This window comes from Buttiauxella selenatireducens (genome assembly GCF_031432975.1).
Lineage (GTDB): Bacteria > Pseudomonadota > Gammaproteobacteria > Enterobacterales > Enterobacteriaceae > Buttiauxella > Buttiauxella selenatireducens.
Genome location: NZ_CP133838.1, coordinates 829,660 through 849,913 on the forward strand (window position 1 = coordinate 829,660; position 20,254 = coordinate 849,913).

Genomic DNA, 20,254 nt, shown 5'->3' on the forward strand with positions numbered 1-20,254 from the left:
TGAGCGAGACGGTCGCGCCTTAGTTACCAGAGTAATTATTTACTCTGGAAATCAATAAATATATTGTGTGATCAATTATCTGGCCATTTTATTTAATGTGTTTTACTTTTCAAGCTGTTTTTAATACCTTTATTTTATTGAAGCGATGTCCTGAAAACGTTAAAGATGACATGCCGTAACGTGGGCTTATTAAGTACACGTTTCTCCATATATCCACAATCTAAGTAAGAGAAATTGATGTCCAGCCTGAACGTAGATGAATCTGTAATGCTCATTGGCGATGAAATAAAAAAATCAGAAAATGCGTATTTTTCGTTGCGAAAAAAACGTCAACGCATTGAGCTGAGAAAGGATGGCAATTTATTTTTCCTGGAGAAAGGAACCGTCTCCGTCTACAGAGTCGAAAATGACCTGGTAACGATAAGTCTCACCGCTCCGGCAATATTAGGATTGGTGCAAATGCGCAGTGAAGTGGCATCGCATTACTTACGATGTGATTCGGACTGTGAAATGTGGGTGATGAGCACCGCGAATGCCAATGAATTGCTGACAAAGAAAAACTTGTGGATGCATGCGTTTGATATTTTAACCAGCCATCTTCAGCGCTACTTCCAACGTGAAAATATGCGTTCCCACAAAACTATCCGCGAAATTGTGACGGAGCATGTGAAGCATATATGGTCTCTTGATCCAGAAGTTCGCGATAAAACGTCGGTTTATACTTTTATCCTGAGCCGAAATCATATCTCGCGGAGTGCTATCCATAAGGTGCTACAAGAATTAGTTAATGAAGAAAAGTTAACGCTAAAACGTGGCAAGTTAGCTTCTTTTCATTGTCAGTAAGATTTCTGCCAGTTTGTCGGGTGGATAAGCGATAGCGCCATCCACCATTAACGACGTACCGAAAGAAAAAAGATTCAGCCGCAACGTTATCCGTTGCGGCTTTTTTTATCTTTCACGCAGAGCTTCCGCTTTGGCTCGAATAATCGGCTTCAGCAGATAACTCAGAATCGATTTCCTGCCCGTTAAAATATCAACCGATGCGACCATCCCCGGAATAATCAGCATTGGGTGTTCTTCGCTGCCCAAATAGTTTTTATCGGTTCTCAGACGGGCAATGTAATAACTATGTCCTTCTTTATCCGTCACGGTATCAGGGCTAATCTGCACCAACTCACCATTCAGGCCGCCATACGTGGTGTAATCGTAAGCGGTAAATTTCACCACGGCATGCTGACCAGGGTGCAGGAATGCGATATCGCGTGGCTGAATTTTCACTTCAATCAGCAGTTTGTCATCAAGCGGAACAATCTCAACTAAGTCGCTGCCAGGCTGGATAACGCCGCCAATCGTATTCACCATCACTTGTTGGACGATACCGCGGACCGGTGACACCACCATCGTTCTGTTCACCCGATCTTCCAGTGCTTTGCCCGTCGCTTCGGCCTTGCTCAGATTGGTGCGCGCTTCATTAAGCTGTGACAACGCATCGCTCTGGAAGCGGTTACGGCTTTCCCCAATCTTATTCTCAATCTCTTTGGCTTCGGACGCGGATTTCGGGAGGGATAAGGTGATGGAATCCAATTGACCTTTGGTTTCCACTTCCGTGCGGCGCAAACGCAGGATCTCGACTTTAGAAATTGCACCAGACGCCAGCAGCGGCTCTGACATTTTGATTTCTTGTTGCAACAAACTCAGGCTGTGCCTGAATTGATCCTGCTTGGATTTAAAATCAAGCAGCTCCTGTTTCTTCTGCACTAACTGCTCTTGCAGACCCTCGATTTCATTCTGGAACTGGCTGCGACGACTATTGAACAAATCAGTTTCGCCTCGTACTACATCAGGTGCCTGTTTCACGATGTCGTCAGAAATAATGAAATCTTTGCCTTCCGCTTCGGCTGTCAGGCGGTCAATTTTGGCCTGTAAACCGAGTTTGTCCGCTTCAGTCTCACCGACGTTTGAGGCAAAACGCGTATCATCAAGGTGCAGCAACGGCGCGCCAGCATTGACTATTTGCCCTTCATGAACAAACAGTTGCGTGACAATACCGCCTTCAAGGTTTTGTATTTTTTGCAGGCGTGAAGAAGGAATCGCCTTGCCTTCGCCGCGCGTCACCTCATCAAGCTGCGCAAATCCGGCCCACACAAAGGCCAGCACGACTAAAACCAAAATCGTCCACAGCGTCAGGCGAATAACACGCGGTGAATCATCAATAAGTGCATGACTGACTTCATTAATGTTTTCGGCCTGATTCTCATCGCGCCCTTTAAAGTAGGGGCCGAGGTGCTGGCGCAAACGGGTAAATAAATCAGCGAGACGCATTGATTTGCCCCTTCTTCAGCGCATCCATAACGATGGCTTTCGGGCCATCAGCGATAATGCGCCCTTTATCAACAATAATCAGGCGATCAACCAAAGACAGCATCGACGCTTTGTGAGTCACCAGTAATAAGGTTTTATCGGCGACGAATGGCACCAGCGCCTGTTTGATTCTGTCTTCACTGGTGTTGTCCATGGCACTGGTGGGTTCATCAAGTAACAAAACCGGTGGCTCCAGCAACAATGCGCGCGCCAGTGCCACGGCCTGGCGTTGGCCGCCAGACAGTTGCATTCCACGTTCACCGACTTGCAGGTTGTAACCGTCAGGATGAAGACGAGCGAACTCGCTGACTCCCGCGAGTTCTGCGGCCCGCAACATCGTTTCGTCATCAACATAACGCGCACCCGAAATCAGGTTATCGCGCAGCGTCCCGTTAAATAGCTGAATGTCCTGTGGCACGTAGCCAATGCTATGGCGCAGATCGTTCACGTCCAACTGACGCGCATCGACATCGTCGATCAAAATGTTACCGGCGGTCGGCTGGTAAAGATTGATAATGAGCTTGCTGATGGAGCTTTTTCCCGACCCGCTGCGGCCGATGATCCCGACACGTTCGCCGGGTTTTATCGTCAGATTTATCTTTTGCAGCGAAGGATTTTTCTGCTCGGGATAACTGAAATCGACATCTTTGAATTCGATGCTGCCCCGGAAGTTTTCGCGTTTCAGAGGGTGTTCATGCTCGCGTCGTTCCTGCGGCATCGACATCATTTTCTCTGTGCTGTTGATGGTCAGTCGCGCTTGTTGGTAACGGGCGATTAACCCCGTGAGTTGCCCCATGGGCATCAGCGCACGGCTATTAAGCATGTAACAAGCAATCAGGCCGCCCATACTCAACTTGCCGCCAATAATCATGTATACGCCAACGATAATCATGATGACGCCAGACATTTGCTGGAACCAACCGGTCAGGTTGCTGGCAAAACTGGATAACGTTTTTACGCGTAACTCCAGGCGGCTCAGGCTACCCAGCGTCTGTTCCCACTGATACTGACGTTCGCTCTGGGCATTGTTCACTTTAATGGCATCGAGGCCGCTGAGGGTTTCAATCAGCAGCGCCTGGCGCTCGCTTGCCAGGCTCATTGTTTTGGCGACGGCGGCATTGACCGGTTTTTGCAACGCCCAGCTAATCAGCAAGGCGATGGGGAAGGTGAGCAAGGGGATCCAGGCAAGCGTGCCGCCGATAATGCCGATAACCAACAGCAGCACCAGCGTAAACGGTAAATCGATAAGCGTGGTCAGCGTGAGGGAGGAGAGGAAATCGCGCAACGACTGAAATTCGTGAATATTCTGTGCAAAGCTGCCCACACGCGCAGGGCGCGCTTTCATCTCCATGCCGGTGATACGCTCAAAAAGCGTGGCGGAAATAATCAGGTCACTCTTTTTCCCGGCAATATCGAGACAGACACCGCGTAACATTTTTAATATCAAATCAAAAATGAACGCGAGGCAAATACCCACCGCCAACACCCACAGCGTGACTGTTGCATGATTGGGCACAACCCGGTCATACACGTTCATGGTGAACAGCGGTGTACCCAGCGCGATAAGGTTGATCAGTAAGCTCGCCAGCACCGCATCCATATACAGATAGCGCGACAGCATAAGCGTGTCTTTGAACCACGATTTTGTGCGCGGCAGGAACGATTCAGATTGCAGATCAAACTCATGGCGCGGGTGAGCGAAAATAACCTGCCCCGCATAGCTTTGCTCAAGTGTTTTTGCGTCAATGCAGATTTCGCCGCCTTCGCTTTCGCTGGGCATCACGCGTGCTGAACCGTCTGCGTTCCAGCCCAACAACACGGCCGCACCGCCGTCACGTAGCAGGAGAATGGCCGGGAGCGACATCGCGGGAATTTTATCCAGCGCACGTTTAATGACGCGGGCTTTTAACCCCGCTCTGGCGGCCGCGCGCGGTAAAATAGCCAGCGTCAGGCGGTCGTTTTCCAGCGGTAAGCCACTGCTTAATGTTGAGCGGCTGGCTGATTTACCCTGCAATGAGCAAAGGACCAGCAAACAATCGAGCAGCGGATCGTCATTGCGGCTACGCGGGTCATGATAATGCGACTCCTCAATCGGAGGAGCCTCAGTTAGTGTATTCATTTTATATTCTGCGTTTTAGAAATACTATTTGAGTTCGGGTAATGCATTATTATTCGCGGTGTCTATTGGCTGGCCCGCAGGCGTAGGGCTAATGTTTAATACCTTTAGTAATTCACCCGTACGCGCAAAAATTCGATAGCCGGAAGATATTTCCAAATAACGTAATTCAACCAGGCGACGCTTAGATGAGAACACTTCGTTTTCGCTGTCTAATAAATCCAACAGAGTACGTTCACCCAGGCTGAATTGATCCTGATAAGCCGTGCGGACTTTTACTGTGCGATCGGCATATTCTGCTGCCGCGGGTAATTGGTCTTTTGCACTTTTTAATGCAGACCATGCCAGCCCCATTTCCTGGTTCATTTGGCGCAGGGTATTATTTCTCACGTCTTGCGCTTGTTTTTCCAGATAAGCACGGGAATCCATTGCGGCTTTATCGCTACCGCCCTGATACAGGTTGTAATGCAGTTTCACCATCGCTTGCCACTCTTCTGCATGGGCGCGCGTCGTATCCGTGTCGTTACTGATACTGTGGGAAAGCGAAACATCAACACGCGGATAAAACGTGGATTTCGATGCTTCGTATTGCTGATGCGCCGCTTCAATATCGGAATTAGCAGACTTCAGCAGTGGGTTATTGGATTCCATTATCCGCTTCGCATCTTCCAGCGATTTCGGCAGCTTGCCATCAATTTTTTCAGGCAGGCTCAGGTTTTCAGGGGCTTCCCCCGTCACACTGGCAAACGTAGTATGGGCATCTTCAAGGTTAGTTTGTTCGGTCAGCAAGTTATTGCGAGCCTGCGCTAGCCGGGCTTCCGCCTGCATCAAATCACCAGAACGCCCAACACCCTGATCGGTACGCAAACGAATCTGGTCGTAGATGCGCTCATGGTTTGCCAAATCATCCTGCGCCAGGCGCACATATTCCTCGCGTTGCAGCACGTCGAGATAGGCCTGAACCACGTTTAATGCGGTGGTTTCGCTAACGTTCAACACGGTAAATGCGCGGGAATCAACGGTTGCTTTCTGGCGACCCACTTCGCTGGTCGTTGCGAAGCCATCGAAGACGTTCTGATCGAGACTCACCGTGGCATCGTTCGGGGAAAGATTCATCCCATTATTATTGCCGCCAGCACGCGTCGTCGCGTCATTCAGGTTTTTTTGCCCCGCTTCAGCATTTAAATTCAAAGAAGGGAGATACCCTCCACGTGCGGCACGTAAATCTTGTTCCGCCGAGTAGCGACTATTTACTGAGGCATTAACTTCAGGGTGGCTGGAAAGGGCATGTTCTACGGTATTTTGTAAACTTTCTGCGTTAACAGATTGTATTGATAAAACACCAAAAATAAACAAAAGAAACTTCTGCATGTAATGAAGCCTTATTATGCGCGTTAATGATATCCCTATACCACGCCTTATATCCCTTTGTGCTTTAACACGAAACATCATACTAATTAACAAGTGCAGAGGTGTTTGTCTGATTGCATTAAATGGACTTTCATTCGAAATGGAATTTAATGTTTTGTAATGTGATGTTTCACTTTGCGTCATTTTTGATTATATTTAATAACCAGTCAAGCTCGCGATTTTAGAATTATAATAACTGTGTTTTTTTCTACATTTATTAATTAGCGATAAATAAGGAATGTCCATTAATGGGCATTTTTATTATTTCGTTGTATTCGGTGAATGAAAAAACAATGTTATTAATTATTTAAATTATCGCGGCATTCATAAAAATAACGAAGATATTCAAGAGAGGGTACGGTGAGCAATTTACTCGGTGTCATCAGAGCAGTAATTGGCCAGGTTTATGTAATCGAAGCAGATGGCTCGCAGCGTCTCTTGAAAGAAGGTGACCGAATCTACAGTGGCGAGGAGATTGTCACAGGCAGTAGCGGCGCGGTCAGCGTCTCTTTGCCCGATGGCAAAACGCTGGATCTCGGGAGTAACAGCCACTGGACTGAACACGGTCTAACCGCGGTAAATAGCACGGAACATGACGCCCAGGATGTCGCTTCGTTACAAAAAGCCATTGCTGATGGCGCTGACCCGACCCAATCCTTAGAAGCCACCGCCGCAGGTAACGAAACGCCAGCGCCCCTTGTTGGCGGCGGCGGGGGTCATACCCACGTCCAACTGGAATTAACCGGGGAGATTATTGATCCGACTGCCGGTTTTAAGACTCAGGGCCTGGGCGCGCCAACATGGACGCATGAATTGCCCGAAGGTGCCAGGACGGCGGGTTCTCCTCCCGTTCTCCCTCCGTTAGTTCAGATTGATGATTTTGCGGGTAACGATGGCTTCATTAACAAAAATGAAATAAATCACGCCACTATCAACGGCACCAGTAACCAGAATCATGTGACGCTGACGTTTACCGATAGCCAAAAAAACACATTGACGATTGAAGTGGATGTCAAAAATGGTCACTGGACAACTCAACCTGATTTAAGTGGTCTTGCTGAAGGTGAGATTACCGTCGTAGCAACGGCGACAGATGTATCTGGCCGCACGGCAGTCAGCACGGCTGAAGCACAAATCGACACCATCGCGCTCCATGACAACATCACCATTGATAACGTTACGGCAGATAACGTTATCAATATTGCCGAATCCCATCATGAACAGACTTCCGTTCATGGCACGGTCTCCGGGGATGCCAGAATCGGCGATAAAATTACCCTCACCGTGAATGGGCATGAATACGCCGACGTGGTTATCGACCTGGGAAATGGTGTGCTGGGTTATCGCATTGATGTTTCCACCCAGGGGCTGCTGGCTGACCCGAACATCCATGCCACTGTGACCTCAACGGATGAAGCCGGTAACACCATTCAAGTCTCTTCTGACCATCACGTTGAAATCGATCTCGACGTTCATAACACCCTTTCAATCCAAACCGTGGCAGGCGATGACATCGTTAACACTGCCGAATCCCGCATGCCAACCATGATAACGGGTGTGGTCGGTGGCGATGCTCATGAAGGCGACCCGGTTACCGTGACGGTAGGTGGCCGCGATTTCCACGGTGTTGTCGTGAACGATAACGGCCAGTTGCACTACGAAGTGCCGGTTCCAACCCACCTTCTCAAAGAAGGGGCTAATGACGTACAAGTCCAGCTCGTCAGCCACGATGCGGCGGGTAACGAAGCCATCGCTATTGAGCACAAAACCGTGGTGCTCGACACTCAGGCGCACAATGCCCTGACCATCGACACCGTGGCGACGGACAATGTGGTCAATGCCATTGAATCCCGCATGCCGACTTTGATCAGCGGCGAGGTCACCGGCGACGCGCAGGTCGGCGATCGCGTGGTGGTGAGTGTTAATGGCAAAGAGTTCTACGGAGCGGTGACCGTCGATGAAAACGGTCACCTGCGCTATGAAGTGCCGGTGCCGACCGACGCGCTGAGTGAAGGCAGTAACGACGTGCAGGTGATGGTGACCGGCGTCGATGATGCCGGTAACACCGCGATTGCGGTGGAACACCAGACCGTGGTGCTCGACACCCAGGCGCATAACGCTCTGACCATCGACACCGTGGCGGGTGACAACGTGGTCAATGCCATTGAATCCCGCATGCCCACTTTGATCAGCGGCGAAGTCACCGGTGATGCGCAGGTGGGCGATCACGTGGTGGTCAGCGTGAATGGCAAAGAATTTTACGGCGCGGTCACCGTCGATGAAAACGGTCATCTGCGTTATGAGGTGCCGGTGCCAACAAACGCCCTGAGCGAAGGCAGTAACGACGTGCAGGTGATGGTGACGGGTGTCGATGATGCGGGCAACACCGCAATTGCTGTGGAACACAAAACCGTGGTGCTCGATACCCAGGCGCACAACGCTCTGACCATCGACACCGTGGCGACTGACAACGTGGTCAACGCTGCCGAATCACGCATGCCAACGTTTATCAGCGGTGAAGTCACCGGTGACGCGCAGGTCGGCGATCACGTGGTGGTCAGCGTCAACGGCAAAGAGTTCTATGGGGAAGTCACCGTCGATGAAAGCGGTCACCTGCGCTACGAAGTGCCGGTGCCAACTGACGCGCTGCTCGAAGGCAGTAACGACGTGCAGGTGATGGTCACCGGCGTCGACGATGCCGGTAATACCGCGATTGCGGTGGAACACCAAACCGTGGTGCTCGACACCCAGGCGCATAACGCCCTGACCATCGATACCGTGGCGACTGACAACGTGGTCAACGCTGCCGAATCCCGCATGCCGACTTTGATCAGCGGCGAAGTCACCGGCGACGCACAGGTCGGCGATCACGTGGTGGTCAGCGTCAATGGCCAATCGTTTTACGGCGCGGTCACCGTCGATGAAAACGGCCACCTTCGTTATGAGGTGCCGGTGCCAACTGACGCCCTGAGCGAAGGCAGTAACGACGTGCAGGTGATGGTCACCGGCGTCGATGATGCCGGCAACACCGCGATTGCGGTGGAACACCAAACCGTGGTGCTCGACACCCAGGCGCATAACGCCCTGACCATTGATACCGTGGCGACGGACAATGTGGTCAATGCCATTGAATCCCGTATGCCCACTTTGATCAGCGGTGCAGTCACCGGTGACGCGCAGGTGGGCGATCACGTGGTGGTCAGCGTCAACGGCAAAGAGTTCTATGGTGAAGTCACCGTCGATGAAAGCGGTCACCTGCGCTATGAAGTGCCGGTGCCAACCGACGCGCTGAGCGAAGGCAGTAACGACGTGCAGGTGATGGTGACGGGCGTCGATGATGCGGGTAATACTGCGATTGCGGTGGAACACAAAACCGTGGTGCTTGACACTCAAGCGCACAACGCCCTGACCATCGGCACCGTAGCCGGTGACAACACCGTGAATACCGCCGAATCCCGTATGCCAACGTTGATCAGCGGTGCAGTCACCGGTGATGCGCAGGTCGGCGATCATGTGGTGGTCAGCGTCAACGGTAAAGAGTTTTACGGTGCGGTGACCGCCGATGAAAACGGTCATCTGCGCTATGAAGTGCCGGTGCCGACCGACGCGCTGAGTGAAGGCAGTAACGACGTGCAGGTGATGGTCACCGGTGTCGATGATGCGGGTAATACCGCGATTGCGGTGGAACACAAAACTATCGTGCTCGACACCCAGGCGCACAACGCTCTGACCATCGACACGGTGGCGACGGACAACGTGGTCAACGCAGCCGAATCCCGCATGCCGACATTGATTAGCGGTGAAGTCACCGGTGATGCGCAGGCGGGCGATCACGTGGTGGTCAGCGTCAACGGCCAATCGTTTTACGGCGCGGTGAGCGTCGATGAAAACGGCCACCTGCGCTACGAAGTGCCGGTGCCAACAAACGCCCTGAATGAAGGCAGTAACGACGTGCAGGTGATGGTGACCGGTGTCGACGATGACGGTAATACCGCGATTGTGGTGGAACACCAAACCGTGGTGCTCGACACCCAGGCGCACAACGCTCTGACCATCAACACCGTGGCGGGTGACAACACCGTGAACGCCCATGAATCACGCATGCCGACGTTTATCAGCGGTGACGTGAACGGTGATGTACAGGCGGGTGACCGCGTGGTGGTCAGCGTCAACGGTAAAGAGTTTTACGGCGCGGTCACCGTCGATGAAAACGGTCACCTGCGCTATGAGGTGCCGGTGCCGACTGATGCGCTGAGTGAAGGCAGTAACGACGTGCAGGTGATGGTCACCGGCGTCGATGATGCCGGTAACACCGCGATTGCTATTGAGCACAAAACCGTCACGCTCGACACCCAGGCTAAAGCGACTATCACCATTGACAGCGTCACCGACGACAATGTGCTGAATCATTCCGAGCTGGACAAAGCGCACCAGTTGATCAGCGGCGTGGTGGATGGCGATGCACGTAAAGGCGACGTTGTTGAGCTCGACATTAACGGACACCAATACACCGGCAACGTGATTGAGCTGAGCGACGGCACGCTGGGTTATCAAATCCCGGTGGACTCATCGGCGTTCAGTGATAACCAGGGTGAAATCGACACCGACGTTAAATTCACCGCCAGCGTGACGTCCCACGACAAAGCGGGCAACGAGGTTATCCAGACCACCGATCACACGGTACACATTGATAATCACGCCAATAACGGCATGACCATCAACACCGTTGCGGGCGATAACGTAGTCAATAAAATCGAGTCCGAAGGGCCGACGCACATCACCGGTATCGTCAACGGGCCGGATGCGAAAGCGGGTGACCATGTGGTGGTGCGCGTGGACGGGCACGACTTTAAAGGTGAAGTGTTCGCGGATGCGCGCGGCAGGCTGCACTACGATGTGGCGGTGCACACCGACCTGTTGCACGAAGGGAAAAACGACGTGCAGGTCACGGTCACCAGCCATGACGGCGTGGGCAACGAAGCGGTTGCGACGGAGCATAAAACCGTCACGCTCGACACCCAGGCCAAAGCGACTATTTCGATCAACAGCGTCACCGACGACAACGTGCTGAATCATACCGAGCTGGATAAAGCGCACCAGATCATCAGCGGCGTGGTGGATGGTGATGCGCGTAAAGGCGACGTTGTTGAACTCGACATTAACGGGCACAAATACACTGGCAACGTGATTGAACTGAGCGACGGCACGCTGGGTTATCAAATTCCGGTGGACTCCTCGGCGTTCAGTGATAACCAGGGTGAAATCGACACCGACGTTAAATTCACCGCCAGCGTGACGTCCCACGACAAAGCGGGCAACGAAGTTACCCAGACCACCGATCACACGGTACATATCGATAACCATGCCAACAATGGCGTGACGATTCACACCGTTGCGGGCGACAACGTGGTCAACAAAACCGAGTCCGAAGGGCCAACGCACATCACCGGTATCGTTAACGGACCGGATGCGAAAGCGGGTGACCATGTGGTGGTGCGCGTGGACGGGCACGACTTTAAAGGTGAAGTGTTCGCGGATGCGCGCGGCAGACTGCACTACGATGTGGCGGTGCACAGCGACCTGTTGCACGAAGGGAAAAACGACGTGCAGGTGACGGTTACCAGCCATGACGGCGTGGGTAACGAAGCCATCGCGACAGAGCATAAAACCGTCACGCTCGACACCCATGCTAAAGCGACCATCACGATTGACAGCGTCACCGACGACAATGTGCTGAACCACACCGAGCTGGATAAAGCGCACCAGATGATCAGCGGCGTGGTGGATGGCGATGCACGTAAAGGCGACGTTGTTGAGCTCGACATTAACGGACACCAATACACCGGCAACGTGATTGAGCTGAGCGACGGCTCGCTGGGTTATCAAATCCCGGTGGACTCCTCGGCGTTCAGTGATAACCAGGGTGAAATCGACACCGACGTTAAATTCACCGCCCGCGTGACGTCCCACGACAAAGCGGGCAACGAGGTTATTCAGACCACCGAACACACGGTACACATTGATAACCACGCCAATAACGGCATGACCATCAACACCGTTGCGGGCGATAACGTAGTCAACAAAATCGAGTCCGAAGGGCCGACGCACATCACCGGTATCGTCAATGGGCCGGATGCGAAAGCGGGTGATCATGTGGTGGTGCGCGTGGACGGGCACGACTTTAAAGGTGAAGTGTTCGCAGATGCACGCGGCAGGCTGCACTACGATGTGGCGGTGCGCACCGACCTGTTGCACGAAGGCCAGAACGACGTGCAGGTGACGGTTACCAGCCATGACGGCGTGGGCAACGAAGCGGTTACGACAGAGCACAAAAACGTCACGCTCGACACCCATGCTAAAGCGACCATCACGATTGATGATGTCACTAAAGACAATGTGCTAAACCACACGGAACTGGACAAAGCGCACCAGTTGATCAGCGGCGTGGTGGATGGCGATGCGCGTAAAGGCGACGTTGTTGAGCTGGACATTAACGGGCACAAATACACCGGTAACGTGATTGAGCTGAGCGACGGCAAGCTGGGTTATCAAATCCCGGTGGACTCATCGGCGTTCAGTAATAACCAGGGTGAAATCGACACCGACGTTAAATTCACCGCCAGCGTGACGTCTCACGACAAAGCGGGCAACGAAGTTATCCAGACCACCGAACACACCGTACATATTGATAACCACGCCAATAACGGCGTGACGATTCACACCGTTGCGGGCGATAACATCGTTAGCTTTAAAGAGTCCCAGCACGACACCCTCATCACGGGCGATGTCACCGGGCCGGATGCGAAAGCGGGTGACGTTGTGGAAGTGCGCCTGGATGGGCATGTACAGCCGTTCTTCGGCAAGGTGTCTTATGAAAACGGCCATCTTGTCTATAAAGTTGCCGTGCCGAGTGGCGCACTTAAAGAAGGTGCAAATAATGTCACCGTGACGGTGACCAGCCACGATAAGGTGGGTAACGAAGCGATTGCGACCGAGCATCATAACGTCACGCTGGATACCCATGCGGATGCTTCTATCACCGTTGATCGTGTCACCAAAGATAACACCCTGAGCCACGCTGAAATGGCTGAGCAAAAGCAGTTGATCACCGGAACGGTCGGGGGTGATGCGCATAAAGGTGATGTCGTCATTCTGGACTTTAACGGGAACAAATATACCGGCCACGTTATCGAGATGGGCGACGGCTCGCTGGGCTATAAAATCCCGGTGGACTCTTCGGCATTCGGTGATAACAACACCAAAATTGACGGGGAGGTGAAATTCACCGCGTCCGTCACCTCCCATGATGCCGTCAACAATGAAGTGACCGTGACAACTGAGCATACGGTTCATGTCGATAACTTCGCGGTTACCGGTCTGACGATGAATACCGTATCAGGCGATGGCTATGTCAACGCCAAAGAGTCCGCGCAAGATACGCTGATTACCGGCGGCGTAAGTGGTGATGCAAAAGAAGGTGATCCGGTTGTCGTGACCGTCAATAACCAAACGTTCACTGGCGTAGTGGTGAATAACCACGGCCACCTGCGCTACGAAGTGCCGGTGCCAACAAGCGCGCTGCACGAAGGCAAGAATGATGTGGTGGTGACGCTAACCAGCCACGATGCGTTGGGCAACGAAGCCATTGCGACGGCTCATAAGAACGTCACGCTGGACACCCACGCTGACGCGACGATTACGCTTAATGGCGTCACCGAGGACAACATACTCAATCACGATGAGCTGGCCCAGCCTAAGCAGACCATCACCGGTACGGTGGATGGCGATGCCAAAGTGGGGGATATCGTCACCCTCGAGATTAACGGGCACACATACTCAGATACGGTGGTTGATCTGGATGGCAAAGGCCATCTGGGTTACCACATCGACGTTGATTCCTCGGCGTTTGGTCAAAATAGCGAAGGCGAAATAGACCGGGACGTTAAGTTTACCGCCTCGGTGACCTCTCATGATGCGGCGCACAACGAAGTCACAGTGACCACCGATCACACGGTTCATATCGATAACCATGCCAATAACGCGATAACGATCAATACCGTGGCTGGTGATGACTGGGTCAATGCTGCGGAATCCAACAGCGCAACGTTTATCAGTGGCGATGTGAGTGGCACGGATGCCAAAGACGGTGACCCGGTGGTGGTCAATGTTTGGGGCCACAACTACCACGGCAAGGTCGTGGCTGATGCTTACGGTAACCTGCATTACGAAGTGGCGATCCCGCGCGGAGTCCTTCATGAAGGCGATAATGCGTTAACGGTGACGGTAACCAGTAATGATGCAGCACACAACGTTGCACATGCGGTGCTCACGCATAATGTCTCGGTTGATACCCACGCGGATGCCACGATTTCGATTGATTCGATTACCGACGATAACATCCTGAACCACGATGAGCTGGCGACACCAATGCGACTGGTCAGTGGCGTTGTTGGCGGTGATGCGAAGCTGGGCGATTCGGTCAACCTGGAGATTAATGGTCACCATTTCAGCGGCAACGTGATCGATTTAGGTCACGGCCAGTTGGGTTACCAGATCCCGGTTGATTCCTCGGCGTTCAGTGATAATCAAGGCAACATTGATACCAATGTTAAATTCATCGCCTCCGTTACCTCGACTGACCACTTAAACAACGTGGTGACCGTGACCACCGAGCATACGGTGCACATCGATAACCATGCCGAAGCGGGTATCACCATGGACATCGTCTCGGGTGATAACACCATCAACCAACTGGAAGCGAAGCAACACACGACCAAAGTTTCCGGCACCGTTAGCGGCGATGATGTGCACGCGGGCGATAAAATTGTCGTCACGGTGAATGGGCATAACTATGAGACAACCGTGGAGCCGCATCTCAATGGCGCGCTCGGCTATAGCCTGAATGTCCTCACCAAAGATGTGCTGGCGGATCAAAATATCACTGCACATGTTGTCGGCCATGACAGCGTCGGTAACCAACAACTGGCGGAAGTGACCACCACCATGACGGTGGACCGGGAAGCGGTGGCGACTATCACCATCGATCCGGTGACCGCCAATCATGACAATATGATCAATGGCAAAGAGTCGCAGAGCGAATTCACCAACGTGAGCGGCAGCGTCGGCGGCGATGCCAAAGAAGGCGACCTGGTCACACTGCATATCAACGGTATCGACTACACAGGCCGGGTGGATGCAAGCCACCAATACAGCATTTCAGTCAGCACTCATGATCTGATGGTGGATCCGCACATTACAGCAAGCGTGACGGCGACCGACCAGGCCAACAACGTGGCAACGGCACACGCGACGCAGGATATTATCGTTGATACTCAGGCGATTGCGCATATCTCCGTGGATTCAGTCACTGACGATAACACCCTGGATGACGAAGAACTGAATCATCGCTATTCCCTGGTGACGGGCAAAGTGTCGGGTGAAATGCAGGCGGGTGATCCACTGACGTTGAACATCAACGGCCATGAATACCATGGCACAGTGGAAACTCTGCCTGATGGCAAACTGGGCTACGAAATTTTGGTTGAGACCCGTGATATTCATACCGATCCAACTATCATCGCCAGCATCAGCGTGACCGATGCGGCGGGGAACAGCGTGACGGCAACCGATCATCATCGGGTGAATATTGACGATCACGCAGACGCCTCGCTGACGATCAATATCGTCTCTGGCGACGATATTCTTAATCAACACGATCAAGAATCTGATACCACGACTATCAACGGTCGGGTGGGTGGCGACGTTAAGATTGGCGATGTGGTGGATGTGACGGTTGATGGTCAGGTTTACCACGCCGTTGTTGGGCGGCAGACCTTCCTGGGCGGTGGCCTGGGGTATTCCATTGATGTTCCGACGAAAGGTTTGCTACACGATCCGCATATTGTCGCCACCGTCAATGCCTCCGATTCCGCTGGAAACACCATCACGGCGGGGGCGACTCATGACGTCTCAAGAGATGACCATGCGGACGCAACCATTACTATCGATCCCGTCACCGACGACAATACGATTAACAATGCTGAAGCCCACAAAGACCACACCACGATCACCGGGAATGTCACGGGCGATGTGCATACTGGCGATCAGGTTGATCTGACGGTCAACGGGCAACATTACTACGGGTATGTGAGCGATAAAGGCACTTACACCATTGAAGTCAGCACCGCCGATTTGATTTCCGGCGGTGATAAACCGGATATTCATGCCTCAGTGATGGGGGCCGATGCGGCAGGCAACACCCTGCTGGCGGAGTTCGATCGCGTCGTGAATATTGATACGCGTGCGGACGCTGAGATAAAAATCGGCTCATTAGCACTTAACAGTTCCAGAGATTTTTGGATTATCGAAGGAACCGTCGGCGGTGATGCAAAAGAAGGGGATGTGGTCAAGATCTTCGCTGGTGGCAAAACCTATGAAACGACGGTTCAGCGCTACCCGGACGGTCATCTTGGTTTTAGCGGCGATCACTTAACTGACCACGTGACCGGTCAACCTGTCTACATCAATGCTCATGATTTAGACAATAATGCGGATGTTAGCGTACAGATAACCAGCACCGATCCGTACGGTAATACCGAGACGGCAACCGCTCAGGTTCATGCTAACGTGCCGTGGTCTACCAATAACAACGGCACCGATCATAACGGTGGCACCACGACACCACATTACAGCGATCCGCATGCCACGATCACCATCAACACGGTTGCGGGTGACAACACCATTAACCAAACCGAGTCTCAGTCACCGACGACGGTGGTTCGCGGCACCGTGTCGGGCGATGTTAAGGAAGGCGATCATGTGACGGTGCATGTTGGCGGCAAAGATTATGACTGCATCGTTTCTGAGCAGCCAAATCTTCCGGGCGAATTGGGGTACGAAGCCAACGTCGACACCAAAGACCTCATGGCAAACCCGAACATCACGGCAAGCGTCACGGCACATAATGGCGGTACCGTCACTCACGTATTTGATGCACAGGCAAAAGTGCAAGTGGATACCGATGTTAGCGCTACGATCCAACTGGATAAAATTGCCGGTGACAACACGATTAACATCGCAGAAGCGAAGAACGGCACCACCACCATTAGTGGAACAGTGACGGGCGATGGCGTGCATGATGGCAGCAATGTCACGTTGATGGTCAACGGGCACAAGATCACAACGCAAGTACACGAAGATCCGGCAACGGGTGTGATGACATTCAGCAAAGATGTCAGCATCGACGACCTGCGCCAGAATCCTCAGGTCACTGCCAGCGTGGATGGGCATGACGACAAAGGCAATGTGATCACCGTTTCGAATGATGTCACCGTTACCGTTGATACCGATGTTTCTGCGCATGTCACCATCGATAACGTCACGTCTGATAACGTCCTTAACCTGAATGAAACGCGCAACGTGAATACCGACATTACCGGTACAGTTTCAGGTGATGTGGAGCAGGGCGATCATGTGACGATCACCGTCAATAATCATAAATATGATGCTGTGGTGGACGGCAGCGACACTTACAAAGTGAGTGTCCTCACCAGCGATCTGGTGCAGGGCAAAACGATCACTGCGGAGGTCACCGGACACGATGCGGCGCAAAACAGCGTCACCGTGACGGGAACTCACGGGCTTTCTGTTGATACCGTTGCTGAAGGTTCCATCACCATAAACACGGTGTCGGGCGACAATATCCTCAGTGCGAACGATCTCAGCGCCAAAACGACGGAAATAAGCGGCGTGGTGGGTAAAGATGCGCGTATTGGTGATGAAGTCACAATCACGCTCAATGGCCACACAACGGTCGTCACGGTGGGTGAATTGCCTAATATGAACGGGCAGCTTGGCTACACAATGCAGGTCAATACCGCTGATTTAAAAGCTGAATTAGACGCTGAATTAACGGCTCATCCACATGAACAGCCACATATTACCGTGACGGTTTCAGGCAAAGATGATGCGGGTAATGACTTTAGCCAAAGTGCATCCAGACCTGTCGCCATTGACGATCATGCCGATGTTGCTTTGAACATCAATGACGTGACTGACGATAACGTGCTGAATAACGATGAAAGCAAACAGGCGCTTACGGAGATTAGCGGTACGGTCAGCGGTGACGTGCATGTTGGCAATAATGTGATTGTGCACGTTAATGGCAACGACCTGATTGTCCCGATTGAAAAAGATGCGAGTGGCAATCTGACCTTTAGCGTGAAAGTGCCGACCTCAGATCTGCTTCAGAATCAAATCATTACTTACACGGTGACCGGAACCGATGCGGTGGGTAACACCGTGATTGTTTCCGAAAACAACACTATTACCGTTGATAAGACGGCATCAAACAGCATTCATATCGATACCGTGGCGGGTGACGATAAAGTGAATATTAAAGAGTTCGGGCAACCGACAACGCATGTTACGGGCACGGTAACGGGCGATGCCCATGCCGGGGACCCGGTCACGCTTACCGTTAATGGCAATACGTTCACCGGCGTCGTTGCCGACCATGACGGCAAGCTGACTTACGATATTGCTGTTGATAATAGTGCGCTTAAAGAAGGCCCGAACCGTGTGGAAGTATCGGTAACCGGGAAAGACGCCGCAGGTAACACGGCAACGTCGACCGATACGCATAACATTACACTCGATACCCATATTGACGGGTCGATAACCCTTGCCCCCGTCGCGGGCGATAACATCATCAACGCCAAAGAATCTGCTCATGTTTCTGTCACAGGCACGGTTGATGGTGATGCGCGGAGGGGGGATATCGTCACGCTGAACGTGAATGGTCACACTATCCAGACCAAAGTTGTGCCAGTGGGTGACCACCTGGGCTATGACGTTAAAGTGGTAAAAGGCTGGCTGCACGAAGGTCACAACGATGTCGAGGTGAGTGTGCGGATACGCGATAACGCGGGAAATAAACTCATCGCGACCCATACACAGGATGTGGTTCTCGACACCCACGCCGATGCGTCTATCACCGTTAACGCCATTACCGCGGATAACACCATTAATGCGCATGAATCTGCTCATATTTCTGTCACCGGTACGGTGAACGGGGATGCGAAAGAGGGCGATGCGGTAACCCTGGAAATTAACGGCCATGCTGTCACGACGACGGTTAAAGACTTGGGCGATCATCTGGGTTACGACGTTGAGATTAAAAAGGCCTGGTTGCACGAGGGGCACAACGATGTGAACGCCAGCGTGGATGTGACCGATAAGGCAGGTAACCATTTCACGGCCACGCAAACCCATCCTGTTTTTGTCGACACCCTAATTGATGCTTCGATCACCATCAATCCGCTGGCTACCCAAAACGTCGTCAATGCGAAAGATCCTGAGCATATGACCGTTTCAGGTCAGGTGGGCCAGGATGTGAAACTGGGTGAGCACGTGACGCTGCAAGTGAATCATCATACTTTCACCACGGAAGTAAAAATGATTAACGGCCATTTGGGCTACGAAGCGCAAATGGACAAATCGTGGTTAAGCGAAGGCGATAACGAGCTGAAGGTGCGTGTGACGACGGAAGATCATGCGGGTAATACCCGATCGGCTTACTCGCATCAGACTATTCAACTCGATACCCAGGCAGACGCGACCCTCACCGTGAACAAGGTTGCGGGTGATAACCACATCAATGCCCACGAAGCCCATCATGAGCTGACGCATATTACCGGGCAGGTTGAAGGCGATGTGCAAAAAGGCGCTCACATCACCGCCACTTTTGGCGGCAAGCATTACGAGGCTATTTTGCATGAAACGGACGGGCATTTAACTTACGACATCCCGGTGAATACGGCTGATTTCCACACCGGTGACAACAAGGTGACGGTTTCAATCGCCGCGCACGATGAACATGGCAACACGGGCAGTGAGTCGCAAGAGGTGAACGTGACGCTGGATGCGGCATCTCGTCATGGCAAAGAATCACATGAACTCGCTGACAAACCACACCATGCGGCGCATGCCGCTGCTCACGATCATGGTTTAAGTAACCTGTTTGATGACAGCCATGAATCGCTGACTTTCGATCTTCATCACCCTGAAAAAGACCATCACAGCAGCGATGATCATCAAGTCTTCACCGGAAAAGCGAGCGGCGATCACGGGAAAATTGATCTGAGCGATCTGGCGCATGAGCTGCATGAAGGGACGGATATCACGCAGCTTATCAAAGGCGGCGATGCTCACGGCGGGAAGGGAGATGCAGCGCATTCCGTCCACACGGTCAGCGATCCCGCTCCTTTAGTGACTCATGATGCTCATGGTTCATCGAGCTATTCACTGGATCATTTGATCGCCAAACCCGAGCATTACTCACATTAATTGACTCACACCGCCCTCACC

General features: G+C 52.4%; 5 protein-coding genes. 2 read left to right on the plus strand and 3 right to left on the minus strand.

Features of this window, described 5'->3' with window-relative positions:
• Positions 1-237 precede the first annotated feature (237 nt).
• Positions 238-843, plus strand: a complete 606-nt coding sequence (locus RHD99_RS03880) for a helix-turn-helix domain-containing protein (RefSeq protein ID WP_183270526.1) — start codon at positions 238-240, stop codon at positions 841-843.
• 105 nt (positions 844-948) lie between these two features.
• Here RHD99_RS03880 and RHD99_RS03885 read toward each other — a convergent pair whose 3' ends face one another.
• From RHD99_RS03885 to RHD99_RS03895, 3 genes are read right to left on the minus strand one after another with little or no spacing between them, the layout of a single operon-like run.
• Positions 949-2,322 (minus strand): HlyD family type I secretion periplasmic adaptor subunit, encoded by a 1,374-nt coding sequence (locus RHD99_RS03885; protein WP_309877515.1) that lies wholly within the window; start codon positions 2,320-2,322, stop codon positions 949-951.
• On the minus strand, positions 2,309-4,480 hold the full coding sequence (locus tag RHD99_RS03890) for a type I secretion system permease/ATPase (RefSeq protein WP_309877516.1): 2,172 nt from the start codon (positions 4,478-4,480) through the stop codon (positions 2,309-2,311). The genes RHD99_RS03885 and RHD99_RS03890 overlap by 14 nt, the downstream gene beginning before the upstream one ends.
• A gap of 24 nt (positions 4,481-4,504) precedes the next feature.
• Positions 4,505-5,848: a TolC family outer membrane protein gene (locus RHD99_RS03895; RefSeq protein WP_309877518.1), complete on the minus strand. Its 1,344-nt coding sequence runs from the start codon at positions 5,846-5,848 to the stop codon at positions 4,505-4,507.
• A 399-nt stretch (positions 5,849-6,247) separates the two neighbouring features.
• On the opposite strand from RHD99_RS03895, the gene RHD99_RS03900 reads away from it, so the two are divergent.
• Positions 6,248-20,233, plus strand: a complete 13,986-nt coding sequence (locus RHD99_RS03900) for a retention module-containing protein (RefSeq protein WP_309877520.1) — start codon at positions 6,248-6,250, stop codon at positions 20,231-20,233.
• Positions 20,234-20,254: the final 21 nt, after the last annotated feature.

Bases quoted from the DNA above. Each gene is read 5' to 3' on its own strand.
- RHD99_RS03880 (WP_183270526.1), top strand. From the start codon at position 238: ATGTCCAGCCTGAACGTAGATGAATCTGTAATGCTCATTGGCGATGAA.
- RHD99_RS03885 (WP_309877515.1), bottom strand. From the start codon at position 2,322: ATGCGTCTCGCTGATTTATTTACCCGTTTGCGCCAGCACCTCGGCCCC.
- RHD99_RS03890 (WP_309877516.1), bottom strand. From the start codon at position 4,480: ATGAATACACTAACTGAGGCTCCTCCGATTGAGGAGTCGCATTATCAT.
- RHD99_RS03895 (WP_309877518.1), bottom strand. From the start codon at position 5,848: ATGCAGAAGTTTCTTTTGTTTATTTTTGGTGTTTTATCAATACAATCT.